We start from the raw sequence: 20247 nt of genomic DNA, 5'->3' as shown, positions 1-20247 counted from the left end.
TTTTCTTGTTTTTTCCTGTACGCGTCAGCCCGCCCCGTTACCTGTGGTACCGGTGGTGGTAATAATTGTGGTGTTCAGGCTGATGTGTCGCATGGAGTCTGTCTGTCCGATTTATCTGTCCCCCTATTAGCTAAAGCAATCGCCCTTTCAAGTCAAATTATTTCTCCGGGCACCGGCGGAAAGCGCGAGGCAGCCCGCAAAGCGTTCTCACTGCAAAAGCCCGTGCGCTCCGGCATATCGCTTGATGCACGCAAGACGTGCAGACGATCCCACTGCCTGATCCACGCCGGGCAGGAGAATCCTCAGCGCTTAGTCAGCGAGTTTTTTTTCGATGTCATGCAACAAACGGTGCAACATCGCCGTGTCCCGCTGCGACACACTCCCCAGCCGCTGGTTGATCCAGGCCACCATTTTGTGGTCCTGCTCGCAGCCAAGTTGCGGCAACAGGCCCAGCGCCCGGCTGCGCAGCGCGGCCAGCTGGCCCGGCTCGGCGGCCGGGGCCACCGCCTGCGCCTGCTGATGCAGGGCGGAAAGCTGGTAACAGTAGACCATCACCGCCTGCCCGAGGTTAAGGGACGGGTAATCGGCCTGCATCGGCACGCCGGTCAGCAGATCCGCCAGCGCCAGCTCCTCGTTGGTCAGCCCGGAATCCTCCCGGCCAAACACCAGCGCCGCATGGTGGATCCACTGCTGTTTTTCCTCCAGTTGTGCCTGGAGCTCCTGCGGGGTGCAGTAGTAGTGATAGTGTGAACGGCTGCGCGCCGTGGTGGCGATGGTCAGGTCGATACCGGCCAGCGCCGCCTCCAGGGTGGGATAGTGCCGGGCCTTCTCCAGGATATCGGTGGAGCCGTGGGCGACCCAGCCGGCCTCCGGCTGCCGGTGGGCATCGCTGTCAACGATACGCAGTGACGAGAAACCCATGGTCTTCATGGCGCGGGCCGCCGCGCCGACATTTTCCGGGCGGGCGGGCGAAACTAAAATAATATGCAGTTGCATAACAGGCTCAACAGATCAAAAAAGAGAAACGTTCATTACTTTACCTTGTCGGTGGGATGCTGACCAGTTACGCTAATTTTACAGTGCATTAACATAAAAGCAGGGGCCATTTTCACCGGCTGATGTGCAGAATAATCCGCTTCATGATTAAAAAACTTTAAGTTATAACATTGCTTTATTTATACGGATGAAATTTTTATAAATCAAACGGATATAGTTTATCTTTTTCATAGATAATTAATATTAATTGCCACCATTAATCGTCATTAAAAGCGCAGGAATAATCGTTAAAGTGTGACTAAACCCGGCATTCTACGAAGTGTTTATCACCAATCTGTTAACGTGCTACAATTGAATTTGATATATGTCAACAAAGCGTAGTTTTGTTGGGTGGTAAATTCGATACACACTGTTATATTGCTGTTAATGGGGCTAGGATGTGCGCCTCTTTTGGTTCCCTGGCGCGGTTAGCGTATCTTCCCCAACCAGACTGGCGATGTTGTTGACGTTGATGGAAAGTGCATCAAGAACGAGTTTACGTACTTTAGTCGGGTAGTAAGGTGAGTTGACGGCCATTGCCGCATACAGCTCCATGAGAACAAAGACTTCTGTACTTCCTATTTTCTATTTGTTGGCAATTTTAGGTAGCAAACATGCAGACCCCGCAAATCCTGATCGTCGAAGACGAGTTGGTCACTCGTAATACGTTAAAGACCATTTTTGAGGCCGAAGGCTACCTGGTCTATGAGGCCAATGACGGTGCGGAGATGCACCAGATCCTGTCTGAAAATGACATCAACCTCGTTATCATGGATATCAACCTGCCGGGGAAAAACGGCTTGTTGCTAGCCCGTGAGCTTCGCGAACAGGCGAGTGTCGCCCTGATGTTCCTGACCGGCCGCGATAATGAAGTGGATAAGATCCTTGGCTTGGAAATCGGCGCGGATGATTACATCACCAAGCCGTTCAACCCACGCGAACTGACTATCCGCGCGCGTAACCTGCTCTCCCGCACCATGAACCTGGCGAGCACCGGTGAAGAACGTCGTCTGGTGGAGAGCTATCGTTTCAATGGCTGGGAGCTGGACATCAACAGCCGTTCCCTGATAAGCCCCCAGGGCGATCACTACAAGCTGCCGCGCAGTGAATTCCGCGCCATGCTGCACTTCTGTGAGAACCCCGGCAAAATTCAGACCCGTGGTGAATTGTTGAAAAAAATGACCGGGCGTGAGCTGAAACCGCACGACCGTACCGTGGATGTCACCATCCGCCGTATCCGCAAGCATTTTGAATCCACGCCGGATACCCCGGAAATCATCGCCACAATCCACGGCGAAGGTTACCGTTTCTGTGGTGACCTGGAAGAGTAAATCCCGGAAGCCTAAGGCTCTGCCGGAAACAAAAAAGCCAGCGTCTGCGCTGGCTTTTTTTATGGGTTATCGCCCGCTCCAGGGGATAATCGGCACCGCGCTCAGGGCATTTTTCGGTGAGCCGTCCACGACTTTGTCTGAATAGGTCAGGTAGATCAACGCATTGCGCTTTTCATCATAGAAACGCACTACCTGCAGCTTCTTGAAAATCAACGACGTCCGCTTCTGGAACACCACCACGCCTTTATCCTGCGTCTGTTTGACTTTATCACTCAGCGTAATCGGGCCGACCTGCTGGCAGGAGATGGCCGCGTCTGAGGTGTCTTCAGCCAGCCCCAGCCCACCCTTGATCCCGCCGGTTTTTGCCCGGCTGATATAACAGGTGACGTTATTGACGTCCGGATCATCAAAAGCCTCAACAACAATTTTGTGGTCCGGCCCGAACAGTTTAAACACGGTATCCACTTCGCCGACCTGTTCAGCCTGCGCCATCCCTGCACTGCCCAACAGCAGGCTGCAACATATTAACCAGCTTATTTTCATTTACTTACTCCCTTTTACCATAAAGTAACGCGGTCGGCTTACCACTGCCATCTCTGTACCGTGCTCACAAAAACAGATAATTCTCTACATTTTTACCCCGCAATAGCACGTGCGGGCAAAAAATTCTTCAGAAGTGTTAGTCTGAAAATATTGCTATCATGCGGCGTCAAATTTAGTTGCGCCAATCTTAGTTCAATGAGGACGATCTATGGATCAAGCCGGAATTATTCGCGATCTGCTTAGCTGGCTGGAAAGCCACCTTGATCAGCCGTTATCCCTTGATAATGTGGCAGCCAAAGCCGGGTATTCCAAATGGCATCTGCAACGCATGTTCAAGGATGTTACAGGGAATGCGATTGGTGCTTATATTCGTGCACGCCGTCTTTCGAAAGCCGCGGTCGCGCTTCGCCTGACCAGCCGCCCGATCCTGGATATCGCCCTGCAATACCGCTTTGATTCGCAGCAGACGTTTACGCGCGCGTTCAAAAAACAGTTTGCCCAGACACCGGCGCTCTACCGCCGAGCGGAGGACTGGCACTCTTATGGCATCTGCCCGCCGATCAGGCTCGATAACCAGCCACTGCCGGAACCGGAGTATGTCTCCCTGCCGGAGCAGCATCTGGTGGGCCTGACGCAAAGCTACACCTGCACCCTGGAGCAGCTTTCCCGGTTCCGCAGCGAATTGCGCTCGCAGTTCTGGGGCCAGTTCCTCGGCCAGGTTTCCACCCTGCCGCCGGTGCTGTACGGCCTGCACCACTCCCGCCCGAGCCAGGAAAAAGATGATGAGCAGGAGGTGTTCTACACCACTGCCCTGTTGCCGGAGCATGTGCCGGAGAGCGTGCAGGAGGGGCAGCCGGTGGTATTGCAGGGCGGCGAATACGCGATGTTCCGTTACGAGGGGCCGATCAGCGCCTTCCAGGACTTTATCCTGATGCTGTACAGCACCTGCCTGCCGCTGCTGAAAATGACCCGCCGCAAAGGCTACGACATTGAGCGCTTCTCTCCGAGAGGCGATCAGAGCACACGCCCTCCGAAAGAAGTGGCGTGTGACTACCTGATCCCGATCCGGCGTTAACGCTGGAGTTCATCCAGGGCGGGCAAGTCCAGATGCGAGACATCGCCCGCACTCTCCACAATCCAGCCGGGGGCCAGCCACGGGCTTTGCTGGTGGTCCACGCGGGAAATCGAGCAGTTGCGCAGCCGTAACCGGCGTTCCGCATAAGGCGGCAAGCCGATAATGGTGCCCAGCAGGCAGCCCAGCGCAATACCGTGGCTGACCACCAGCGGCACGCTGCCTGCCGGCAGTTCCAGCAGGCTGTTGAGCGCCTCATGCATCCGCGCGCCCAGCTCCGTCATGGATTCGCCCTGCGGGATGCGGCCATCCGGCGTGCCGTCCACCATCTGTTTGCGCCACGTCTCCTCTTCAGCCGTCAGGCTGTCGATTTCCCGTTCTTCCAGCACGCCCATATGCAGCTCGCGCAGGCGCGGCTCGAGGATAACCGGGCAGCCACACGCATCGGCAATGATCTCTGCGGTACGGCGGGTGCGGCCCAGATCACTGGTGACCACATGGGTGATGCCGAGCGAGCGGGCGCGCTGCGCCACCTGGCGGGCCTGTAGCTCGCCCTTGGCGGTCAACGCGCTGTCTGACTGCCCCTGAATACGGCGCGCCGCATTCCATTCGGTTTCGCCGTGGCGAACAAGATATACCTGTAGCATGTGTGTTTTCCGTTATACTGCGTGAAATTTGCCAAAGAATGCTGAAATCTTTATGTATCACGTGGTCGTCGCAACAACCAATCCCGCCAAACTTGACGCTGTCCAACTGGCTTTTGAAGACATTTTCGGGGCAGGCACGTTCCGTATAGAAGGTGTCAACGTCGACAGCGGGGTGCCGTCCCAGCCAATGAGTAACCTGGAAACCCGCACCGGGGCGCGTCACCGGGTTATTTCAGCCCGCCAGGTGCGCCCGGAAGCGGATTTCTGGGTCGGGATTGAAGCCGGGATAGAAGAGGAGATGACTTTCGCGTGGATGGTGATCGAAAACATGCACCAACGCGGGGAGTCGCGCTCTGCCAGCCTGATGCTGCCGGAAACCATCCTGCAGGGGATCCGCCAGGGCAGTGAGCTCGGGGATGAAATGGCCAGGTTCAGCGGCATTGCCGATGTAAAACGCCGGGGCGGTGCCATCGGCTTGTTTACTGCCGGGGTGCTGAGCCGCACCCGCGTATACCATCAGGCGCTGGTGCTGGCATTGGCCCCGTTCCATAACGAGATCTACCAGCAACGCCGCCGCACGCACTGATCAGGCCGGGTCGTCGAGCAGTTGCTCGGTCAGCCACTGTTTGAGTTCAGGCGTGGCGCTTTTCAAACTGTTGGAGCCGCGGGTGATGGTCGCAATGCCGACCCCCAGCTCCCCTTTCAGCTCACGCTGGCTCAGTTCGCCCCGCATCAGCTCTTCAATAATCCGTAGCCGCGTGCCCAGCGAGGTGCGCTCGTCCGGGGTCAAAAACAGCTGCAACAGCTGCGGGTGCCGGTTTTCGGCAAACGCCTGCTGGAGCAGCGCGACAAAACGCAGCCAGTCTTCATTGCCTTGTTGGGAAAGAGCCGGATCGTTAAGGATTAATTGCGCCATAATCTGCTGCCATACTATTTAACTAGTACAGCAGCATACCATAACCCAGTAAAAATCAATAACGCCTCTGCCATTCTGCGTCGGTCAGCACTTTTGCCGGCCGGTGCATGAAATAGCGGTAGAACGCATCATATGATAACACGTTTTTAACATATCCTCGGGTTTCAGAGAAAGGAATACTTTCAATGAACGCCACCGCATCTGCCCGCCCGGCGCTGTTCTCCAGCCAGGTGGTGACCCGCCCCGGCCCGGCGTTGTACCCGGCAGAGGCGAGGATGCGGTTACGGCCCAGCATTTGGTAAACGTACTCCAGGTAGCTGGTGCCGATCAGGATATTGGTCTGTGGATCAAGCAACTGGCTGCTGTTGTAGTAGCCGGGAATGTTGCTCATTTTCACCGTATGCTCGGCGGTGCGCGGCATCACCTGCATCAGCCCGGCCGCCCCGACCGGCGACTGCGCTTTCGGGTTCCAGGCGCTCTCCTGGCGGGCGATCGCCATCGCATAGCTTGGCGTAATCCCCTTCCCTTCGGTGTTGGTGCGGAACTCTTTCACCCACGCCATCGGGAACCGCTCCTCCAGGTTATCCCAGAGTTTGCCGGTGATGGTGGCCTGAACGCTCAGATCCGCCCAGCCCTGATTAAAGGCGTAGCGCGCCAGTTGCCCCTGCTCGGTTTTATCACGGCTGGCGACCAGGTAACTCCATTCGGTACGCGCCAGGTTGTCCATGCCCCAGTACATCAGCTCACGCACCCGCGCGATGCCCGGCAACGCGGCGGTGCGGCTGTCCGGTGCGGCAGAAGGCGTCACGTTGATGGTGTAAGGGACATTGAGTTTCTGCGCCGCCACCATCGGGTAGAAGCCGCGCGCCTGCATCAGCGAGCGCAGGATCGCCTCACCTTCACTGCGGCGGCCCTGGTCTATCAGCACGGACGCGCGCCAGTAGCGCCACTCATCTTTCTGCTGCGCCTCTTCCGGCAAACGGTTCAGCCACACGGCCAGCCCCTGGCGGTCGCCCGCGCCCAGCGCCATACGCACGCGGCGTTCCAGCAAGGCCGTGGCGTGCCCGCGCAGGATCACGTTGTCGCGCCAGGCGGCCTGTTCCGCAGTGACGTCATTGCCCATCAGCCGCCAGGCAATCGCCTCCTCCAGCGCCAGCTTTTCGCTGTCGCTCATTTTTTGCAGCCGGGCGATCACCGGCAACATGGAACGCGCATTTTCCGCATCCTCACGCGCCACGCGCTCAAACGCCACGGTCACGGCCTGGCGGGTGAAATCGGTCGGCCCCACGGTGCGGGCAAAACTCTCCACGCTGTCCGGCTGGTTTTGCAGCGTCGTCAGCGCGGTGGCCATCGTCTGGTAATCTTCCGGCAGTTGTTTCGCCAGGAAGTTGACCAGATTGGTGTTGCCCTCTTTCATCGCCAGGCCGATGCGCGCCAGGATGGTAATTGGCGTAACGTTGCCGGCCTGCTGCCAAACGGTGAACAGCTTATCGCAACTGCCCGGCAGCGAGTTGCCGGAGAGCCAGATAGCCTTCGCGCCATCCCAGGCCACCTGCTGCTGGCCGGTCGCCCATTTGGCATAGTAATAGTTGCAGCGGGCCGCCACCGGTTTCGGCGGCTGCGGGCTGAAGGCGAGCAGGCCGCGCCAGTCCTCACGCCGCGCCAGCTCATTAACGAAGCGCGACGCCAGTGACCGCGCGGGCGGCAGCGTCGGGTTTGCCTTGATAAAGGCCGATACCCGCATGGACACGGCCGTACCGAGATCCTCCGTCAGCTGGCGGTATTCAAGGTAGGGATAGAGCGGATAATCCTGCAACGTCGGCATCAGCTGATAGACGGTATCCATTTGCTTACTGTCCCAGGCCTGTTTGATCTGCTGATAGCGCTGCCGCTGGGCCTCCAGCGAATCGGCATGGGCGCTCCCGGCCAGCAATGCCAGCCACACCCCTACTGCCAGAACCCCTCTTTTGTCCACCTTGACCATACGTGCTCTTACCCTCGCTGTGTGTCGGCGAACGGGGGAATGCCCCCCGTTGCGCATATTCTCTGCCGGCCGTTTTGCCGTGCCGGCTAACCGTAACGCTAATCTATTCACCGCTAAAATTGAAGGTCGCGCCCGGTAAAGCCACAAAATTTACACGCGCCACACCGCCCTTTTTCGCCGGCCTGGTGCCTGCCGGGATGAAAAGAAAACAAAAAAGCCGGGCGAATAAGGCAGCCCGACGCGGTTTTTTATTAATCCAGATCAAAACGCGAAATGGCAGGTCATTTACCATCACGCCTCCAAATAATTTAGCAGTAACAAATTCACGGCATGATTAATTTAGATCCGGCGGCAGTTTACGTTTTATTAATGAAACGTTAATAAAAAGAGGCGCGTTATTTTCTTCTCTCTCCCTGACTGTTTACCCCTGGTTTATTCAGGCTTTTATTTTCGCTGTGTCGTCATGCCGTTATTCCCCTTTAATCCCACGATCAGGAGTACGACCTTATGGCGATCACCCCCTCTTCCCCGCCGGATAGCCACGCAAACCTTTCGCCCGCCTGGTACCAGTACCGCGCCGATGAAACCCTGGCACGCCTCCACAGCCGCGAAACCGGCCTCACTGCCCTGGAGGCGGAAAACCGGCTGGCGCGCTATGGCCGTAACAGCCTGCCCGCCGCGCCGCGCAAACCGGCCTGGCTGCGCTTCCTGCTGCATTTCAATGATGTCTTGATTTACATCCTGCTGGCGGCGGCCGTGGTCACCGGCGTGATGGGCCACTGGGTCGACACCGCCGTGATCCTGGCCGTGGCGGTGATTAACACCCTGATCGGCTACCTGCAGGAGAGCAGTGCCGAGCGCTCGTTGCAGGGCATCCGCGCCATGCTCTCCAGCCGGGCGCGGGTTATGCGCCAAGGCCGTGTCCAGGCGATCGAGGCGGATGAGCTGGTTCCAGGCGATATCGTTCAGCTCCGGCCGGGGGATAAAGTCCCGGCGGATCTGCGCCTGATAGCAGCCCATAATCTCCGGGCCGATGAAGCGATTCTGACCGGTGAATCGATTACCGCCGAGAAAACCTGCACGCCGATTCAGGGCGAAAGGGGCATCGGCGACCGCAGCAATATGCTGTTCTCCGGCACGATGGTCAGTGCCGGCAGCGCCGCCGGGGTGGTGGTGGCCACCGGGCAGGCCACCGAGCTCGGCCGGATCAACCAGATGATGGGCGAGGCGAAAGCCCAGCGCACGCCCCTGCTGCAACAGATGGATCGCCTCGGCAAAGGCATTCTGGGGCTTATCCTGCTGATGATGGCCTTCCTGTTTCTCTTTGCCTTTATCCTGCGGGATATGCCGCTGGGCGAGCTGCTGCTGGCGCTGATCAGCCTGGCCGTGGCGTCGGTGCCGGAAGGGTTACCGGCGATCATCTCGATTATCCTGTCGCTCGGCGTACAGGCGATGGCACGCAACCATGCCATTATCCGCAAGTTACCCACGGTAGAGACGCTGGGGGCAATGACGGTGGTCTGTTCCGACAAAACCGGCACCCTGACCCGCAACGAGATGACGGTCAACGCAGTGATCCTGGCCGACAGCCAATGGCGCGTCAGCGGTGACAGCTATGCACCGCAAGGCGAGATTGTGCATGAAACCTCCGGCCGCCCGGCCAGCCTCACGCAGGACACCGCACTCTCTGCCTTTCTTACCGCCGCCCATCTCTGTAACGACAGCCAGTTGGCGCAGGATCCGGCCGGAGACTGGTCAATCACCGGCGGGCCGACCGAAGGGGCGATGAAAGTGCTGGCCGCCAAAGCGGGAGTCACCCACGCCACCGCACGGCTGGTGGATAAGATCCCGTTTGATTCCGCTTATAAATACATGGCGACCCACCACCAGTTGGGTGATGAGCACCGGATCTTCCTGACTGGCGCGCCGGATGTGCTGTTCTCCCTGTGCGAATACCAGCTCACCGACGCAGGCGTGGTGCCGTTTGAGCGCGAATTCTGGGCGCGGGAGATGGCGCGTTATGCCCGCCAGGGGCTGCGGATGCTCGCCGCCGCCAGCAAACCGGCCACGCCGGACGCGGCCCCGCTCGATCACGCTGACCTGCATCAGGGCATGGTCTTCCTCGGTATCGCCGGCATGATGGACCCGCCGCGGCCCGAGGCGGTGGATGCCATCGCCACCTGCCGCCAGGCGGGGATCCGCGTCAAAATGATCACCGGCGATCACCCGGAGACCGCGATGGCGATCGGCGCCATGCTGGGGATCGGTGACGGCACCACGGCGATCACCGGGGCGGAGCTGGAAACGATGAGTGACGAGGCACTGGCCGGCGCGGCCCAGCGTTACGACATCTTCGCCCGGACCAGCCCGGCCCATAAACTGCGGCTGGTGCGCGCCCTGCAACAGCGCGGGGAAGTGGTCGGCATGACCGGGGACGGAGTGAACGATGCCCCGGCCCTGAAACAGGCTGACGTCGGCATCGCGATGGGCATCAAGGGCACCGAAGTCACGCAGGAAGCGGCAGATATGGTGCTCACCGATGATAACTTTGCCACCCTGGCCCAGGCAGTGAAAGCGGGCCGCCGGGTCTATGACAACCTCCGCAAGACCATCCTGTTTATCATGCCGACCAACCTGGCGCAGGGCTTGCTGATCGTGATCGCCATTCTGGCCGGGGCGCTGATCCCACTGACGCCGATCCAGATCCTGTGGATGAACATGGCGACCTCCGTCACCCTTTCGTTCGGGCTGGCGTTTGAACCGGCGGAACCCGATCTGATGCAGCGCCGCCCGCGTGATCCGCGACGGCATGTGATCGACCTGCACGGGATCTGGCGCATCGGCTTTGTCGGCACGTTGATCGCCTGCGCGGCCTTCCTGCTGGAAGCCTGGCTGCAACCACGCGGTTATGCGCCTGAGTTCATCCGTACCGTGCTGTTGCAGATGCTGGTCACCGCCCAGTGGGCCTACATGCTCAACTGCCGCACCCTGCAAGGCTTTGCCCTTAACCGGAAGGTGTTTGCCAACCGCGCGCTGTGGGTGGTGTCCGGCATTCTGCTGCTGCTGCAACTGGCCATCCTGTACTTGCCGTTTATGAACACCCTGTTCGGCACCGTGCCGCTGCCGCCCACCTGGTGGGGCGTCACGCTGCTGGCCGGCGTGGGGATCTTCCTGATCGTCGAGCTGGAGAAGTGGTTGCTCGGGCGCATCAAAAAACCCGTATCACCGGCGGCTGAACCCACCGGCGATCGTTCATAACGTCTCAATCTGGCGTCAGGTTGTCTCAATCCTGGCCTGCCCGCTTTACAGTGCCGCAGGCCTGCCCTATTACTGCTCGCATGGCCGGTTGCGCACACCTGCCTGCCTTTTATCGTGGATGGATAACCCTGGCGCGTTTTCACCGCCCCTGACATTACATGGAAATACTATGTCTGCCATTATTGTAGATCCGTGCCATTTTACCCGGCTGGCGCTCTCCACCACCCTGCTTGATATGGGCCTGGACACACACGAGATGCTGGCAATAAGAACCCTCTCCGCCCTGCGGGAGAATATCGGCCTGATGATGCCGCATGCCGTGTTTATTAATGAACTCTGTTTCTGCCGCAGCCCGGCGGGTACCGCGCAGTTCCGGCAAATTATTGATAATTACCCCGGCACCCAGTTTGTGATTTTAATTGACTATGAGCAGGCAAATTACCGGGAGTTTGTTCCACTCCGCCGCAATATTGTGATCCTGTCCAAATCGGCCCGGCCGCACACCCTTTACCCGCTGCTGCGCCAGTGTCTGCCGGCGGTTGCCACGCCGGACGACGAAGATGAGATCGACCTTACCCCGTTATTGCTGAGCCGCTCAGAATCCCAGGTGCTGAGCATGTGGATGGCGGGCCAGCCGACCCCGGTGATTTCCCGGCAGCTGAACATCCAGCAAAAAACCGTGTCGCTGTATAAAGGCAATATCCGGCGCAAAGTCGGCTGCATGAATAATCAGGTGATCCACCACGTTGCGCGGCTGGCCGGGCAACTTACCAGCGGCATCCAGGTCACCCGCCGTTAAGCACCGGTAAAAAGCCCAATGTTGTGCGTTGCCCGGCATTCGCCGCGCGTTTAGCGGCGGTAAGCGGCAACCATCCACGCTATACTGGGTGGTCAATGCGTTCGGCTGTTATCGCGCCCGGAAACGGGCTACACTCCGCAGCCGAACTCCAATACCCGGTCTGATAAAGAGGCTCAATTCAACGTGGCTCAATACGTCTATACCATGCATCGCGTCGGCAAAGTGGTTCCGCCGAAGCGTCATATCCTGAAAAACATCTCCCTCAGCTTCTTCCCCGGCGCCAAAATTGGTGTGCTGGGCCTGAACGGTGCCGGTAAATCGACCCTGCTGCGCATTATGGCAGGCATCGATAAAGACATCGAAGGCGAAGCGCGCCCGCAGCCCGGCATCAAAATCGGCTACCTGCCGCAGGAGCCGCAGCTGAACCTGGAGCAGACCGTCCGCGAATCCATCGAGGAAGCGGTGGCCGAGGTGAAGAACGCCCTGACCCGCCTGGACGAAGTCTACGCAGCGTACGCCGATCCGGACGCCGACTTCGACAAGCTGGCAAAACAGCAAGGCGAGCTGGAAGCGATTATCCAGTCCCATGATGGCCACAACCTCGACAACCAGCTTGAGCGCGCCGCCGATGCGCTGCGCCTGCCGGCGTGGGATGCCAAAATCAGCAACCTTTCCGGGGGTGAGCGCCGCCGTGTGGCAATCTGCCGCCTGCTGCTGGAAAAACCGGACATGCTGCTGCTCGACGAACCAACCAACCACCTGGACGCCGAGTCCGTGGCCTGGCTGGAGCGCTTCCTGCACGATTACGAAGGCACCGTGGTGGCGATCACCCACGACCGTTACTTCCTCGACAACGTGGCCGGCTGGATCCTGGAGCTGGACCGCGGCGAAGGCATCCCGTGGGAAGGCAACTACTCTTCCTGGCTGGAGCAGAAAGATCAGCGTCTGGCACAGGAAGCCTCGGCAGAAGCCGCCCGCCGCAAATCCATTGAGAAAGAGCTGGAGTGGGTGCGTCAGGGGGCCAAGGGCCGCCAGTCCAAAGGCAAGGCGCGTCTGGCCCGCTTTGAGGAGCTCAACAGCGTTGAGTACCAGAAGCGTAATGAAACCAGCGAGCTGTTCATTCCGCCTGGCCCACGCCTCGGTGACAAAGTGCTGGAAGTTGAGCACCTCAGCAAATCCTATGGCGATCGCGTCCTGATTGATGACCTGAGCTTCTCGCTGCCGAAAGGGGCGATTGTCGGCATCATCGGCCCGAACGGCGCCGGTAAATCCACCCTGTTCCGGATGCTCTCCAACCAGGAACAGCCGGACAACGGCACCATCACCCTGGGTGAGACGGTACAACTGGCGTCTGTTGACCAGTTCCGTGACAACATGGACGGCTCAAAAACCGTGTGGGAAGAGGTGTCCAATGGTCAGGACATCATGCGTATCGGCAACTTTGAGATGCCGAGCCGCGCCTATGTCGGCCGTTTCAACTTCAAAGGGGTGGATCAGGGCAAACGCGTCGGTGAACTCTCCGGCGGTGAGCGCGGCCGTCTGCACCTGGCGAAGCTGTTGCAGGTAGGCGGCAACATGCTGCTGCTCGACGAACCGACCAACGACCTGGACATCGAAACCCTGCGCGCGCTGGAAAACGCCCTGCTGGAGTTCCCTGGCTGCGCGATGGTTATCTCGCACGACCGCTGGTTCCTGGACCGTATCGCCACCCACATCATCGACTACCAGGATGAAGGCAAGGTGGAATTCTTCGAAGGTAACTTTACCGAATACGAAGAGTACAAGAAGCGTACCCTGGGTGCCGAAGCCCTGGAGCCGAAACGCATCAAGTACAAGAAGATCGCCAAGTAAGCGCCCTTCTCCGCTGATAAAAAAGCCCGCAATGCGGGCTTTTTTTATGCGGCCCGGTCAGCGCGGCATCCCCAGCAATTGCTGGATCAACTCGACGCAGCGTAGGAAGCGCTGGTCATAATCTGCGGAGTCAACGTGCTCAAATTCCACGTTATTCTCGTTGAGCATCTGCACCAGCAACTGCTGGAAGCTCTGCCGGTCGACTGAACTGCCCAGGCTGCGCAGGCCGTCCGCCACCCACGGCGTGTTGTTCTCCAGCAGGATCACCAGATCAAACCGGTACTCATCAATCAACGCCTGCACAAACGGGTGTTCCCGCCCCTCATACTTTTTGCAGAACGCCTGCGTAGTGACGAAATCGGTGTCGATGATCGCCACTTTGTTGGCATATTTCACCGCGAAATCGATGTATTGCGCCTGCCCCAGCGCGATCTTGTCGTAGTCGGAATATTGCAGCGCCATCTCGTCACCCCCCAGGTGGGAGAAGACGTAATCGCGGCCATACTCCCAGGCGCTGGTGGTGTTAAAGATGTTGGCGAGCTTGTTGACCAGCGTCGATTTACCGCTCGATTCCCCACCGAGGATCGCCACGGTGCGCACAAAGAACGGCTTCACTTCTGTCGGGATGTAGTCCCAGTAGCGGAACGGGTTCTGGCGGATCTGCGTGCCGCTGATGCTCATAAAGGAGCGCTGCGGGTCAATCAGCACCGTATCAATGCCGAGGTGTTCACGGTATTGCGGCGCGTCCTGCGCTTCGCTGGTGTAGATGGTGTTTGGTTCGATGCCCTGCGCCGACATAAACGCCTTGATGCCGCGGCTCCAGACATCCCAGCCGTGCGGGTACGGCTCCACGCCCTCTTCATTAAAGGCATGGATACGGATGTTTTTCTGGTATTTGAAGGTTTGCAGCAGCCAGCGCAGGCGGTCACTCACCGTGGGCTGCTGGGACATCGAGCTGTTTTCAAACAGCTGGCGATCGCGCGGCTCGTCAAAGCCCATCACGATATGCAGTTCATCCACCTGGCTACAGGCGCGCTGGATCAGGTAGATATGGCCGGTGTGCAGCGGGTAAAATTTACCAAACACCACGCCAATCTTTTTCTCGCGGTGCGGATACTCCAGCCCCAGGAAGTGATGCAGCGCCTGTAACTTCTGCGCGCTGGGGCTTTTTATCTTGTCATTAAGGAGTTGGCTTAAATAGCCTTTGGTCATTCCGCTGGCGTCCGCCACCTGCTGAAGGGTGCATCCCTTATGCTTTATGGCCGCCTTCAGGTAATCAAACTGCGACATCGCCGATCCTCTTGTTCAGGGCATTAAACCACCCTATCACAACCACGGCGACGTTGAAGCGCCGGCGTTACAATTCGTCGAGGATCGACAGCGCATCCGCCAGTTTTTTCACCCCGAACACCTGCATGTTGGGCGGCAATTTTTTCGGCACGTTGGCGTGCGGCACAATGGCGCGCTTGAAGCCGTGTTTGGCTGCTTCCGAGACGCGCTCCTGCCCGCTCGGCACCGGGCGGATTTCGCCGGACAGCCCCACTTCGCCAAACACCACCAGATCCTGCGGCAGCGGCCGGTCACGCAGGCTGGAGACCAGCGCCAGCAGCAGCGAGAGGTCAGCGCTGGTTTCGGTGACTTTCACCCCGCCGACCACGTTGACGAACACATCCTGATCGGACATCTGCAACCCGCCGTGCCGGTGCAGCACCGCCAGCAGAATCGCCAGCCGGTTCTGCTCCAGCCCCACCGCCACGCGGCGCGGGTTCGCCATCATTGAGTGGTCCACCAGCGCCTGGATCTCCACCAGCAACGGGCGGGTGCCTTCCCAGATCACCACCACCGCACTGCCGGACATGATCTCATCGCCGCGGCTGAGGAAGATGGCGGACGGGTTACTCACCTCGCGCAGGCCCTGCTCCGTCATGGCGAACACGCCCAGCTCGTTCACCGCACCGAAACGGTTTTTGTGGCTGCGCAAGGTACGGAAGCGGGAATCGGCGTCGCCGTCCAGCAGCACCGAACAGTCGATGCAGTGCTCCAGCACCTTCGGCCCGGCCAGTGAACCATCTTTGGTGACGTGGCCCACCATGATGATCGCCACCCCGCGGGTTTTGGCGAAGCGCGTCAGGTAGGCGGCGGTTTCCCGCACCTGCGCCACGCTGCCGGGCGAGGACTGGATCTCCGCCATGTGCATCACCTGGATGGAGTCGATCACCATCAGTTTCGGCTGCTCCTGCTCAGCAATCAGGCAGATCTGCTCGATGCTGGTTTCAGAAAGCATATTGAGGTTGGCAGTCGGCAGGCCGAGGCGGTGGGCGCGCATCGCCACCTGCTGGAGGGATTCCTCACCGGTGACGTAGAGCGTTTTCATGTTTTCTGAGAGTTTGCACAGCGTCTGCAGCAGCAGGGTACTTTTACCGGCACCGGGGCTGCCGCCGATCAGGATGGCGCTGCCCGGCACCACGCCGCCGCCCAGCACGCGGTCAAACTCTTTGAACCCGGTAGAGAAGCGCGGCAACTCTTCCAGGCTGATGTCGGAGAGCTTCTGCACTTTGCTGATGCCGGCATCACCGGCATAGCCGCTGAAGCGCTCGGTGCGCGCCGACGAGGAAGATGAGGCAGCCACGCGCACTTCCGTAATGGTATTCCAGGCGTGACAGGCACTGCACTGCCCCTGCCAGCGCGGGTAATCCGCACCACATTCATTACAGACAAACGCACGTTTTGGAGCTTTAGCCACAGCTTACCTCATCGTTTTGCAGCGCCGGGGCGCCCTGACAACCGGCACGTTTTGCGCCGGACAAGGCCCGATTATACCCCGTTAACTGTATAAATAACCAGTCTTTAAATGCCGTCGCGGAAGCTGCCGCTCAATACGCACAGCACGCCGGTGAGATCCGCATGGCGGATGCTGACGCGCGCCTGCGCATAGACTTTTGGCTTGGCATGGTACGCCAGCCCCAGCCCGGCGGCTTCAATCATCAGCAGGTCGTTGGCACCGTCACCGATGGCGACGGTCTGGGACGGTGGGATCTCCAGCTTTTCCGCCAGCGCAGTCAGCGTGTCGGCTTTGTATTGGGCATCCACAATCGGCCCCAGCACATTGCCGGTCAGCTTGCCGTCACGCAGTTCCAGCTCGTTGGCCACAATCGCCGTCAGGCCGAGGGTATCCCGCAGGTGTTCAGCAAAGTAGGTGAACCCGCCGGAGGCGATCGCCACATGCCAGCCAAAGCCCTGCATACGGGCCACCAGCTCAGTCAGCCCCGGCATCAGCGGCAGGCGGTCACGCACGGTTTTCAGGATGTTGGCATCGGCATCTTTCAGCGTGCCGACGCGCTGGCGCAGGCTGGCGGTGAAATCCAGCTCGCCGCGCATCGCCCGTTCGGTGACCTCGGCCACCTGCTCGCCCACGCCCGCCAGTTTGGCAATCTCATCGATACACTCAATTTCAATGGCGGTGGAGTCCATGTCCATCACCAGCAGGCCCGGCACCCGCAGGTCCGGCAGTTTGCCGAGCGGCGCGACGTCCAGCTGGTAGCGGTCTGCCAATGCGGCGATTTCCGGCGTCAGGGTACCGGCAATGCGGGCCACACAGTTGTGCCCGATGCACCAGGCGCTGACAATCACCAGCGCATTGCCCAGTTCACGCTGGAAACGGGTCACGGTCTGCTTATCCAGCGTGGTGCCGTACAGCAGCCAACCGGTCTGGCCAGCGCGATAGTCAAGCGGCATCACTTCATCACCGCTTAATGAAAGGGGGAGCCCCGGCCATTGATCAATCTCCGCCGGAAGATCGCAATAGGTCAGACTGGTAGACATCGTTAACTCCTGTAGGGGTGCAGAGGGGTCATGATAAACTGGGTGATAGTGCCGATGCATTCATTATGCAAAACGATCAGGCATGGATTTAACTGATAAAGCGGAAAGCAGGCAGCCCACAGGGCACGGCGAACGTGGCTCTCGTTAAAACGCCGCATCAAGCTATCCTATCGCCCTTGCTTCTGGCAACATGAAACTGATGAAATCCCCCTGAAGGAAATGGCATGGCCCGAGCCAAATTTACGTTCCGCCTGCACCGCACGGTTATCGTGCTGATTTGCCTGGCATTGCTGGTGGGGCTGATGCAGGGTGCCTCCTACTTCAGCCTGAGCCACCAGATGGCGCGCTCAGAGCAGACGGAGGAGCTGGCGCAGACGCTGGCGCGGCAGGTGGCCTATTCATTGGCACCCCTGATGGATAACGACAATGACAACGTGGACAGCGACAAGATCAACGCGCTGCTCACCCGCCTGACGGATGACAACAGCCGCATTCTGGATGCCGCCGTGTACCAGCTTGACGGCGCACTGGTGGCCCATGCCGGTGAGACGGTGCCGGTGCGCGACCGGCTGGCGCTGGACGGCAAGCGCGCCGGCAGCTATTTCAACCACCAGATTGTGGAGCCGGTGGGCGACCGCGCCGACCCGAGCGGCTTTTTGCGCATCACGCTGGACACCCACGTGCTGGCCACCGAATCGAAGCAGGTGGATAACACCACCAACCTGCTGCGCCTGATGATGCTGCTGGCCCTGGCGATCGGCATCATCCTGGCCCGCACCCTGTTGCAGCACCGCCGCAGCCGCTGGCAGCAGTCCCCTTTCCTGCTCACCGCCAGCACCCCGCTGAAAGAGAAGGACGACCCGGCAGAAGACGCCCCGCCGGGGAAATAGCCGGCATAAAAAAAGCGCCCCGCAGGGCGCTTTTTTATCGGCAGGGAACCCCTTACTCCTGGTCGCCCAGCAGCACGGATTCCAGTGCGATTTCGATCATGTCGTTGAAGGTGGTCTGGCGCTCTTCAGCCGTGGTCTGCTCGTGGGTACGGATATGGTCAGACACGGTGCAGATGGTCAGCGCTTTTGCGCCGAACTCGGCGGCCACGCCGTAGATACCGGCGGCTTCCATCTCAACACCCAGGATGTTGTACTTTTCCATCACGTCGAACATTTGCGGGTCCGGCGTGTAGAACAGGTCAGCAGAGAAGATGTTGCCCACACGCGCCGGGACGCCTTTGGCTTTCGCCGCGTCTACCGCATTGCGCACCATGTCGAAGTCCGCGATCGCCGCGTAGTCGTGATCTTTAAAACGCAGACGGTTCACTTTGGAGTCGGTGCAGGCACCCATGCCAATCACCACATCACGCAGTTTCACGTCGCTGCGCACTGCGCCGCAGGAGCCGACACGGATGATCTTCTTCACGCCGAACTCGGTGATCAGCTCTTTGGCGTAGATGGAGCAGGACGGGATGCCCATGCCGTGGCCCATCACAGAGATGCGGCGGCCTTTGTAGGTGCCGGTGTAGCCCAGCATACCGCGCACTTCGTTCACCAGGCGGATATCGTCCAGGAAGTTCTCAGCGATGTACTTGGCACGCAGCGGGTCGCCCGGCATCAGTACCACGTCTGCAAAATCACCCATTTCAGCATTGATATGCGGCGTAGCCATAATTCATTCCTTATTCTGCCAATTCTGGCGTTAATCATCGGTAAAAAAGCGCCGCCCGGAGGCGGCGCAAGCAAAGGTTACAGCATCGATTTGCCATATTCCATCGGCGAAAGGCCGAAGTAGGCGGCAACGGTCTGGCCGATATCCGCAAAGGTGTCGCGCTTGCCGAGGAAGCCCGGCTTGATTTTCGGGCCGTAGATCAGCACCGGGATGTGCTCACGGGTATGATCGGTGCCGGTCCAGGTCGGGTCACAGCCGTGGTCGGCGGTGAGGATCAGCATGTCATCCGGGCCGACCAGCTCCATCAGCTCCGGCAGGCGGCGGTCGAACAGCTCCAGCGCGGCGGCATACCCCGGCACGTCACGGCGGTGGCCGTAGGAGGAGTCGAAATCAACGAAGTTGGTGAAGACGATGGTATTGTCGCCCGCCTGCTTCATCTCTGCGACGGTGGCGTCAAACAGCGCGTCCAGCCCGGTGGCTTTCACTTTTTTGGTGATGCCGACCTGCGCATAGATGTCCGCGATTTTACCCACTGACACCACGTTACCGCCCTTCTCGTCCACCAGCTTTTTCAGGATGGTCGGGGACGGCGGCTCGACGGCCAGGTCGTGGCGGTTGCCGGTACGCTGGAATTCGCCCGGCTTGTTGCCGATGAACGGGCGCGCAATCACGCGGCCGATGTTGTAGCCGCCCTCGGTCAGTTCTTCACGGGCAATTTCACACAGCTCATACAGTCTCTCCAGCCCGAACGTCTCTTCGTGGCAGGCGATCTGGAACACGGAGTCCGCGGAGGTGTAGAAAATCGGCTTGCCGGTTTTCATGTGCTCTTCGCCGAGCTGGTCGAGGATCACGGTGCCGGAAGAGTGGCAGTTACCGAGGTAGCCCGGCAGGTTGGCGCGCTCTACCAGCTTATCCAGCAGTTCCTGCGGGAAGCTGTTTTCGGTGTCGCTGAAGTAGCCCCAGTCAAACAGGACCGGCACCCCGGCGATCTCCCAGTGGCCGGACGGCGTGTCCTTGCCGGAGGAGAGTTCGCTGGCGTAGGCATACGCACCGATGATATCTGCTTTCTCATCCAGCCCTGCCGGGAACGTCCCGGTGGAGGCTTCGGCCGCCTTGCCGAGGCCCAGGCGGCTCAGGTTCGGCAGGGTCAGCGGCCCTTTGCGGCCGACGTCGGCGTCGCCGCGCGCACAGGCTTCAGCGATGTGGCCCAGCGTGTCGGAACCTTTGTCGCCAAATTTCTCCGCATCAGCACTGTAGCCGATGCCGAAAGAGTCTAAAACCATGATAAAAGTACGTTTCATTCTGCTCTCCTGCGTATTCACGCGTT

Annotated in this window: 19 protein-coding genes and 1 other annotated feature (1 of these 20 running past the window's edge); of the genes, 7 read left to right on the top strand and 12 right to left on the bottom strand. The window is 59.4% G+C overall.

Features of this window, described 5'->3' with window-relative positions:
* Window positions 1-86 (bottom strand) — a sequence feature (Thr leader region) (it extends 33 nt beyond the left edge of the window).
* Entirely contained in the window at window positions 25-93 is a 69-nt protein-coding gene (thrL, locus tag JK232_RS07765) for a thr operon leader peptide (RefSeq protein ID WP_072929064.1), read from the bottom strand. (Overlaps the previous feature by 62 nt.)
* Before the next feature lie 216 nt (window positions 94-309).
* Window positions 310-996 (bottom strand): tRNA/rRNA methyltransferase, encoded by a 687-nt coding sequence (locus tag JK232_RS07760; protein WP_072928660.1) that lies wholly within the window; start codon window positions 994-996, stop codon window positions 310-312.
* A 653-nt stretch (window positions 997-1649) separates the two neighbouring features.
* Here JK232_RS07760 and arcA point away from each other — a divergent pair.
* The gene (gene arcA / locus JK232_RS07755; protein ID WP_072928659.1) at window positions 1650-2366 is read left to right on the top strand and encodes a two-component system response regulator ArcA; all 717 of its coding nucleotides are present in this window, start codon (window positions 1650-1652) and stop codon (window positions 2364-2366) included.
* Window positions 2367-2432: 66 nt separating this feature from the next.
* Here arcA and creA read toward each other — a convergent pair whose 3' ends face one another.
* Complete coding sequence (gene creA, locus JK232_RS07750; protein WP_072928658.1) at window positions 2433-2909, bottom strand: protein CreA; 477 nt, start codon at window positions 2907-2909, stop codon at window positions 2433-2435.
* Between the two features lie 208 nt (window positions 2910-3117).
* Here creA and robA point away from each other — a divergent pair, with 208 nt between their 5' ends.
* The gene (robA, locus tag JK232_RS07745) at window positions 3118-3984 is read left to right on the top strand and encodes an MDR efflux pump AcrAB transcriptional activator RobA (protein ID WP_072928657.1); all 867 of its coding nucleotides are present in this window, start codon (window positions 3118-3120) and stop codon (window positions 3982-3984) included.
* On the opposite strand, the gene gpmB is transcribed toward robA, so the two are convergent.
* The gene (gene gpmB / locus JK232_RS07740; protein ID WP_072928656.1) at window positions 3981-4628 is read right to left on the bottom strand and encodes a 2,3-diphosphoglycerate-dependent phosphoglycerate mutase GpmB; all 648 of its coding nucleotides are present in this window, start codon (window positions 4626-4628) and stop codon (window positions 3981-3983) included. The genes robA and gpmB overlap by 4 nt on opposite strands.
* Window positions 4629-4680: 52 nt before the next feature.
* Between gpmB and yjjX the strand changes: the two genes are divergently transcribed.
* Window positions 4681-5214, top strand: coding sequence for an inosine/xanthosine triphosphatase (gene yjjX / locus JK232_RS07735; protein ID WP_072928655.1), 534 nt, complete (start codon window positions 4681-4683; stop codon window positions 5212-5214).
* On the opposite strand, the gene trpR is transcribed toward yjjX, so the two are convergent.
* From trpR to JK232_RS07720, 3 genes are all read right to left on the bottom strand, one after another.
* Window positions 5215-5544 carry a trp operon repressor gene (trpR, locus tag JK232_RS07730; protein ID WP_072928654.1) on the bottom strand — a complete coding sequence of 110 codons (330 nt, stop codon included), beginning with the start codon at window positions 5542-5544 and terminating at the stop codon, window positions 5215-5217. It lies immediately after the preceding gene.
* 55 nt (window positions 5545-5599) lie between these two features.
* The gene (gene sltY, locus JK232_RS07725) at window positions 5600-7528 is read right to left on the bottom strand and encodes a murein transglycosylase (RefSeq protein WP_072928653.1); all 1929 of its coding nucleotides are present in this window, start codon (window positions 7526-7528) and stop codon (window positions 5600-5602) included.
* A 103-nt stretch (window positions 7529-7631) separates the two neighbouring features.
* Window positions 7632-7820, bottom strand: coding sequence for a hypothetical protein (locus JK232_RS07720; protein ID WP_101828010.1), 189 nt, complete (start codon window positions 7818-7820; stop codon window positions 7632-7634).
* A gap of 215 nt (window positions 7821-8035) precedes the next feature.
* Between JK232_RS07720 and JK232_RS07715 the strand changes: the two genes are divergently transcribed.
* From JK232_RS07715 to ettA, 3 genes are all read left to right on the top strand, one after another.
* Window positions 8036-10786 (top strand): cation-transporting P-type ATPase, encoded by a 2751-nt coding sequence (locus tag JK232_RS07715; RefSeq protein ID WP_212589023.1) that lies wholly within the window; start codon window positions 8036-8038, stop codon window positions 10784-10786.
* Between the two features lie 169 nt (window positions 10787-10955).
* Window positions 10956-11585, top strand: coding sequence for a transcriptional regulator RcsA (rcsA, locus tag JK232_RS07710; RefSeq protein WP_165699706.1), 630 nt, complete (start codon window positions 10956-10958; stop codon window positions 11583-11585).
* A 183-nt stretch (window positions 11586-11768) separates the two neighbouring features.
* A complete protein-coding gene (gene ettA, locus JK232_RS07705; protein WP_072928650.1) occupies window positions 11769-13436 on the top strand; it encodes an energy-dependent translational throttle protein EttA in 1668 nt (555 codons plus the stop codon).
* A 57-nt stretch (window positions 13437-13493) separates the two neighbouring features.
* On the opposite strand, the gene nadR is transcribed toward ettA, so the two are convergent.
* From nadR to serB, 3 genes are all read right to left on the bottom strand, one after another.
* Window positions 13494-14726: a multifunctional transcriptional regulator/nicotinamide-nucleotide adenylyltransferase/ribosylnicotinamide kinase NadR gene (gene nadR, locus JK232_RS07700; RefSeq protein WP_072928649.1), complete on the bottom strand. Its 1233-nt coding sequence runs from the start codon at window positions 14724-14726 to the stop codon at window positions 13494-13496.
* A 67-nt stretch (window positions 14727-14793) separates the two neighbouring features.
* The gene (gene radA / locus JK232_RS07695; RefSeq protein ID WP_072928648.1) at window positions 14794-16179 is read right to left on the bottom strand and encodes a DNA repair protein RadA; all 1386 of its coding nucleotides are present in this window, start codon (window positions 16177-16179) and stop codon (window positions 14794-14796) included.
* 104 nt (window positions 16180-16283) lie between these two features.
* Entirely contained in the window at window positions 16284-17258 is a 975-nt protein-coding gene (serB, locus tag JK232_RS07690; protein ID WP_072928647.1) for a phosphoserine phosphatase, read from the bottom strand.
* A gap of 224 nt (window positions 17259-17482) precedes the next feature.
* On the opposite strand from serB, the gene JK232_RS07685 reads away from it, so the two are divergent.
* Window positions 17483-18148 carry a YtjB family periplasmic protein gene (locus JK232_RS07685; RefSeq protein WP_072928646.1) on the top strand — a complete coding sequence of 222 codons (666 nt, stop codon included), beginning with the start codon at window positions 17483-17485 and terminating at the stop codon, window positions 18146-18148.
* A 52-nt stretch (window positions 18149-18200) separates the two neighbouring features.
* Here the strand turns inward: JK232_RS07685 and deoD are convergent, their stop codons facing one another.
* Entirely contained in the window at window positions 18201-18920 is a 720-nt protein-coding gene (gene deoD / locus JK232_RS07680; protein ID WP_072928645.1) for a purine-nucleoside phosphorylase, read from the bottom strand.
* A 77-nt stretch (window positions 18921-18997) separates the two neighbouring features.
* Window positions 18998-20221 carry a phosphopentomutase gene (deoB, locus tag JK232_RS07675; protein ID WP_072928644.1) on the bottom strand — a complete coding sequence of 408 codons (1224 nt, stop codon included), beginning with the start codon at window positions 20219-20221 and terminating at the stop codon, window positions 18998-19000.
* Window positions 20222-20247: the final 26 nt, after the last annotated feature.

Source organism: Nissabacter archeti (genome assembly GCF_018257325.1).
GTDB classification, from domain to species: Bacteria; Pseudomonadota; Gammaproteobacteria; order Enterobacterales; family Enterobacteriaceae; genus Chimaeribacter; species Chimaeribacter arupi.
The sequence above is the reverse complement of the archived record's forward strand: the minus strand, read 5'-3'. Positions and strand labels throughout refer to the sequence as shown.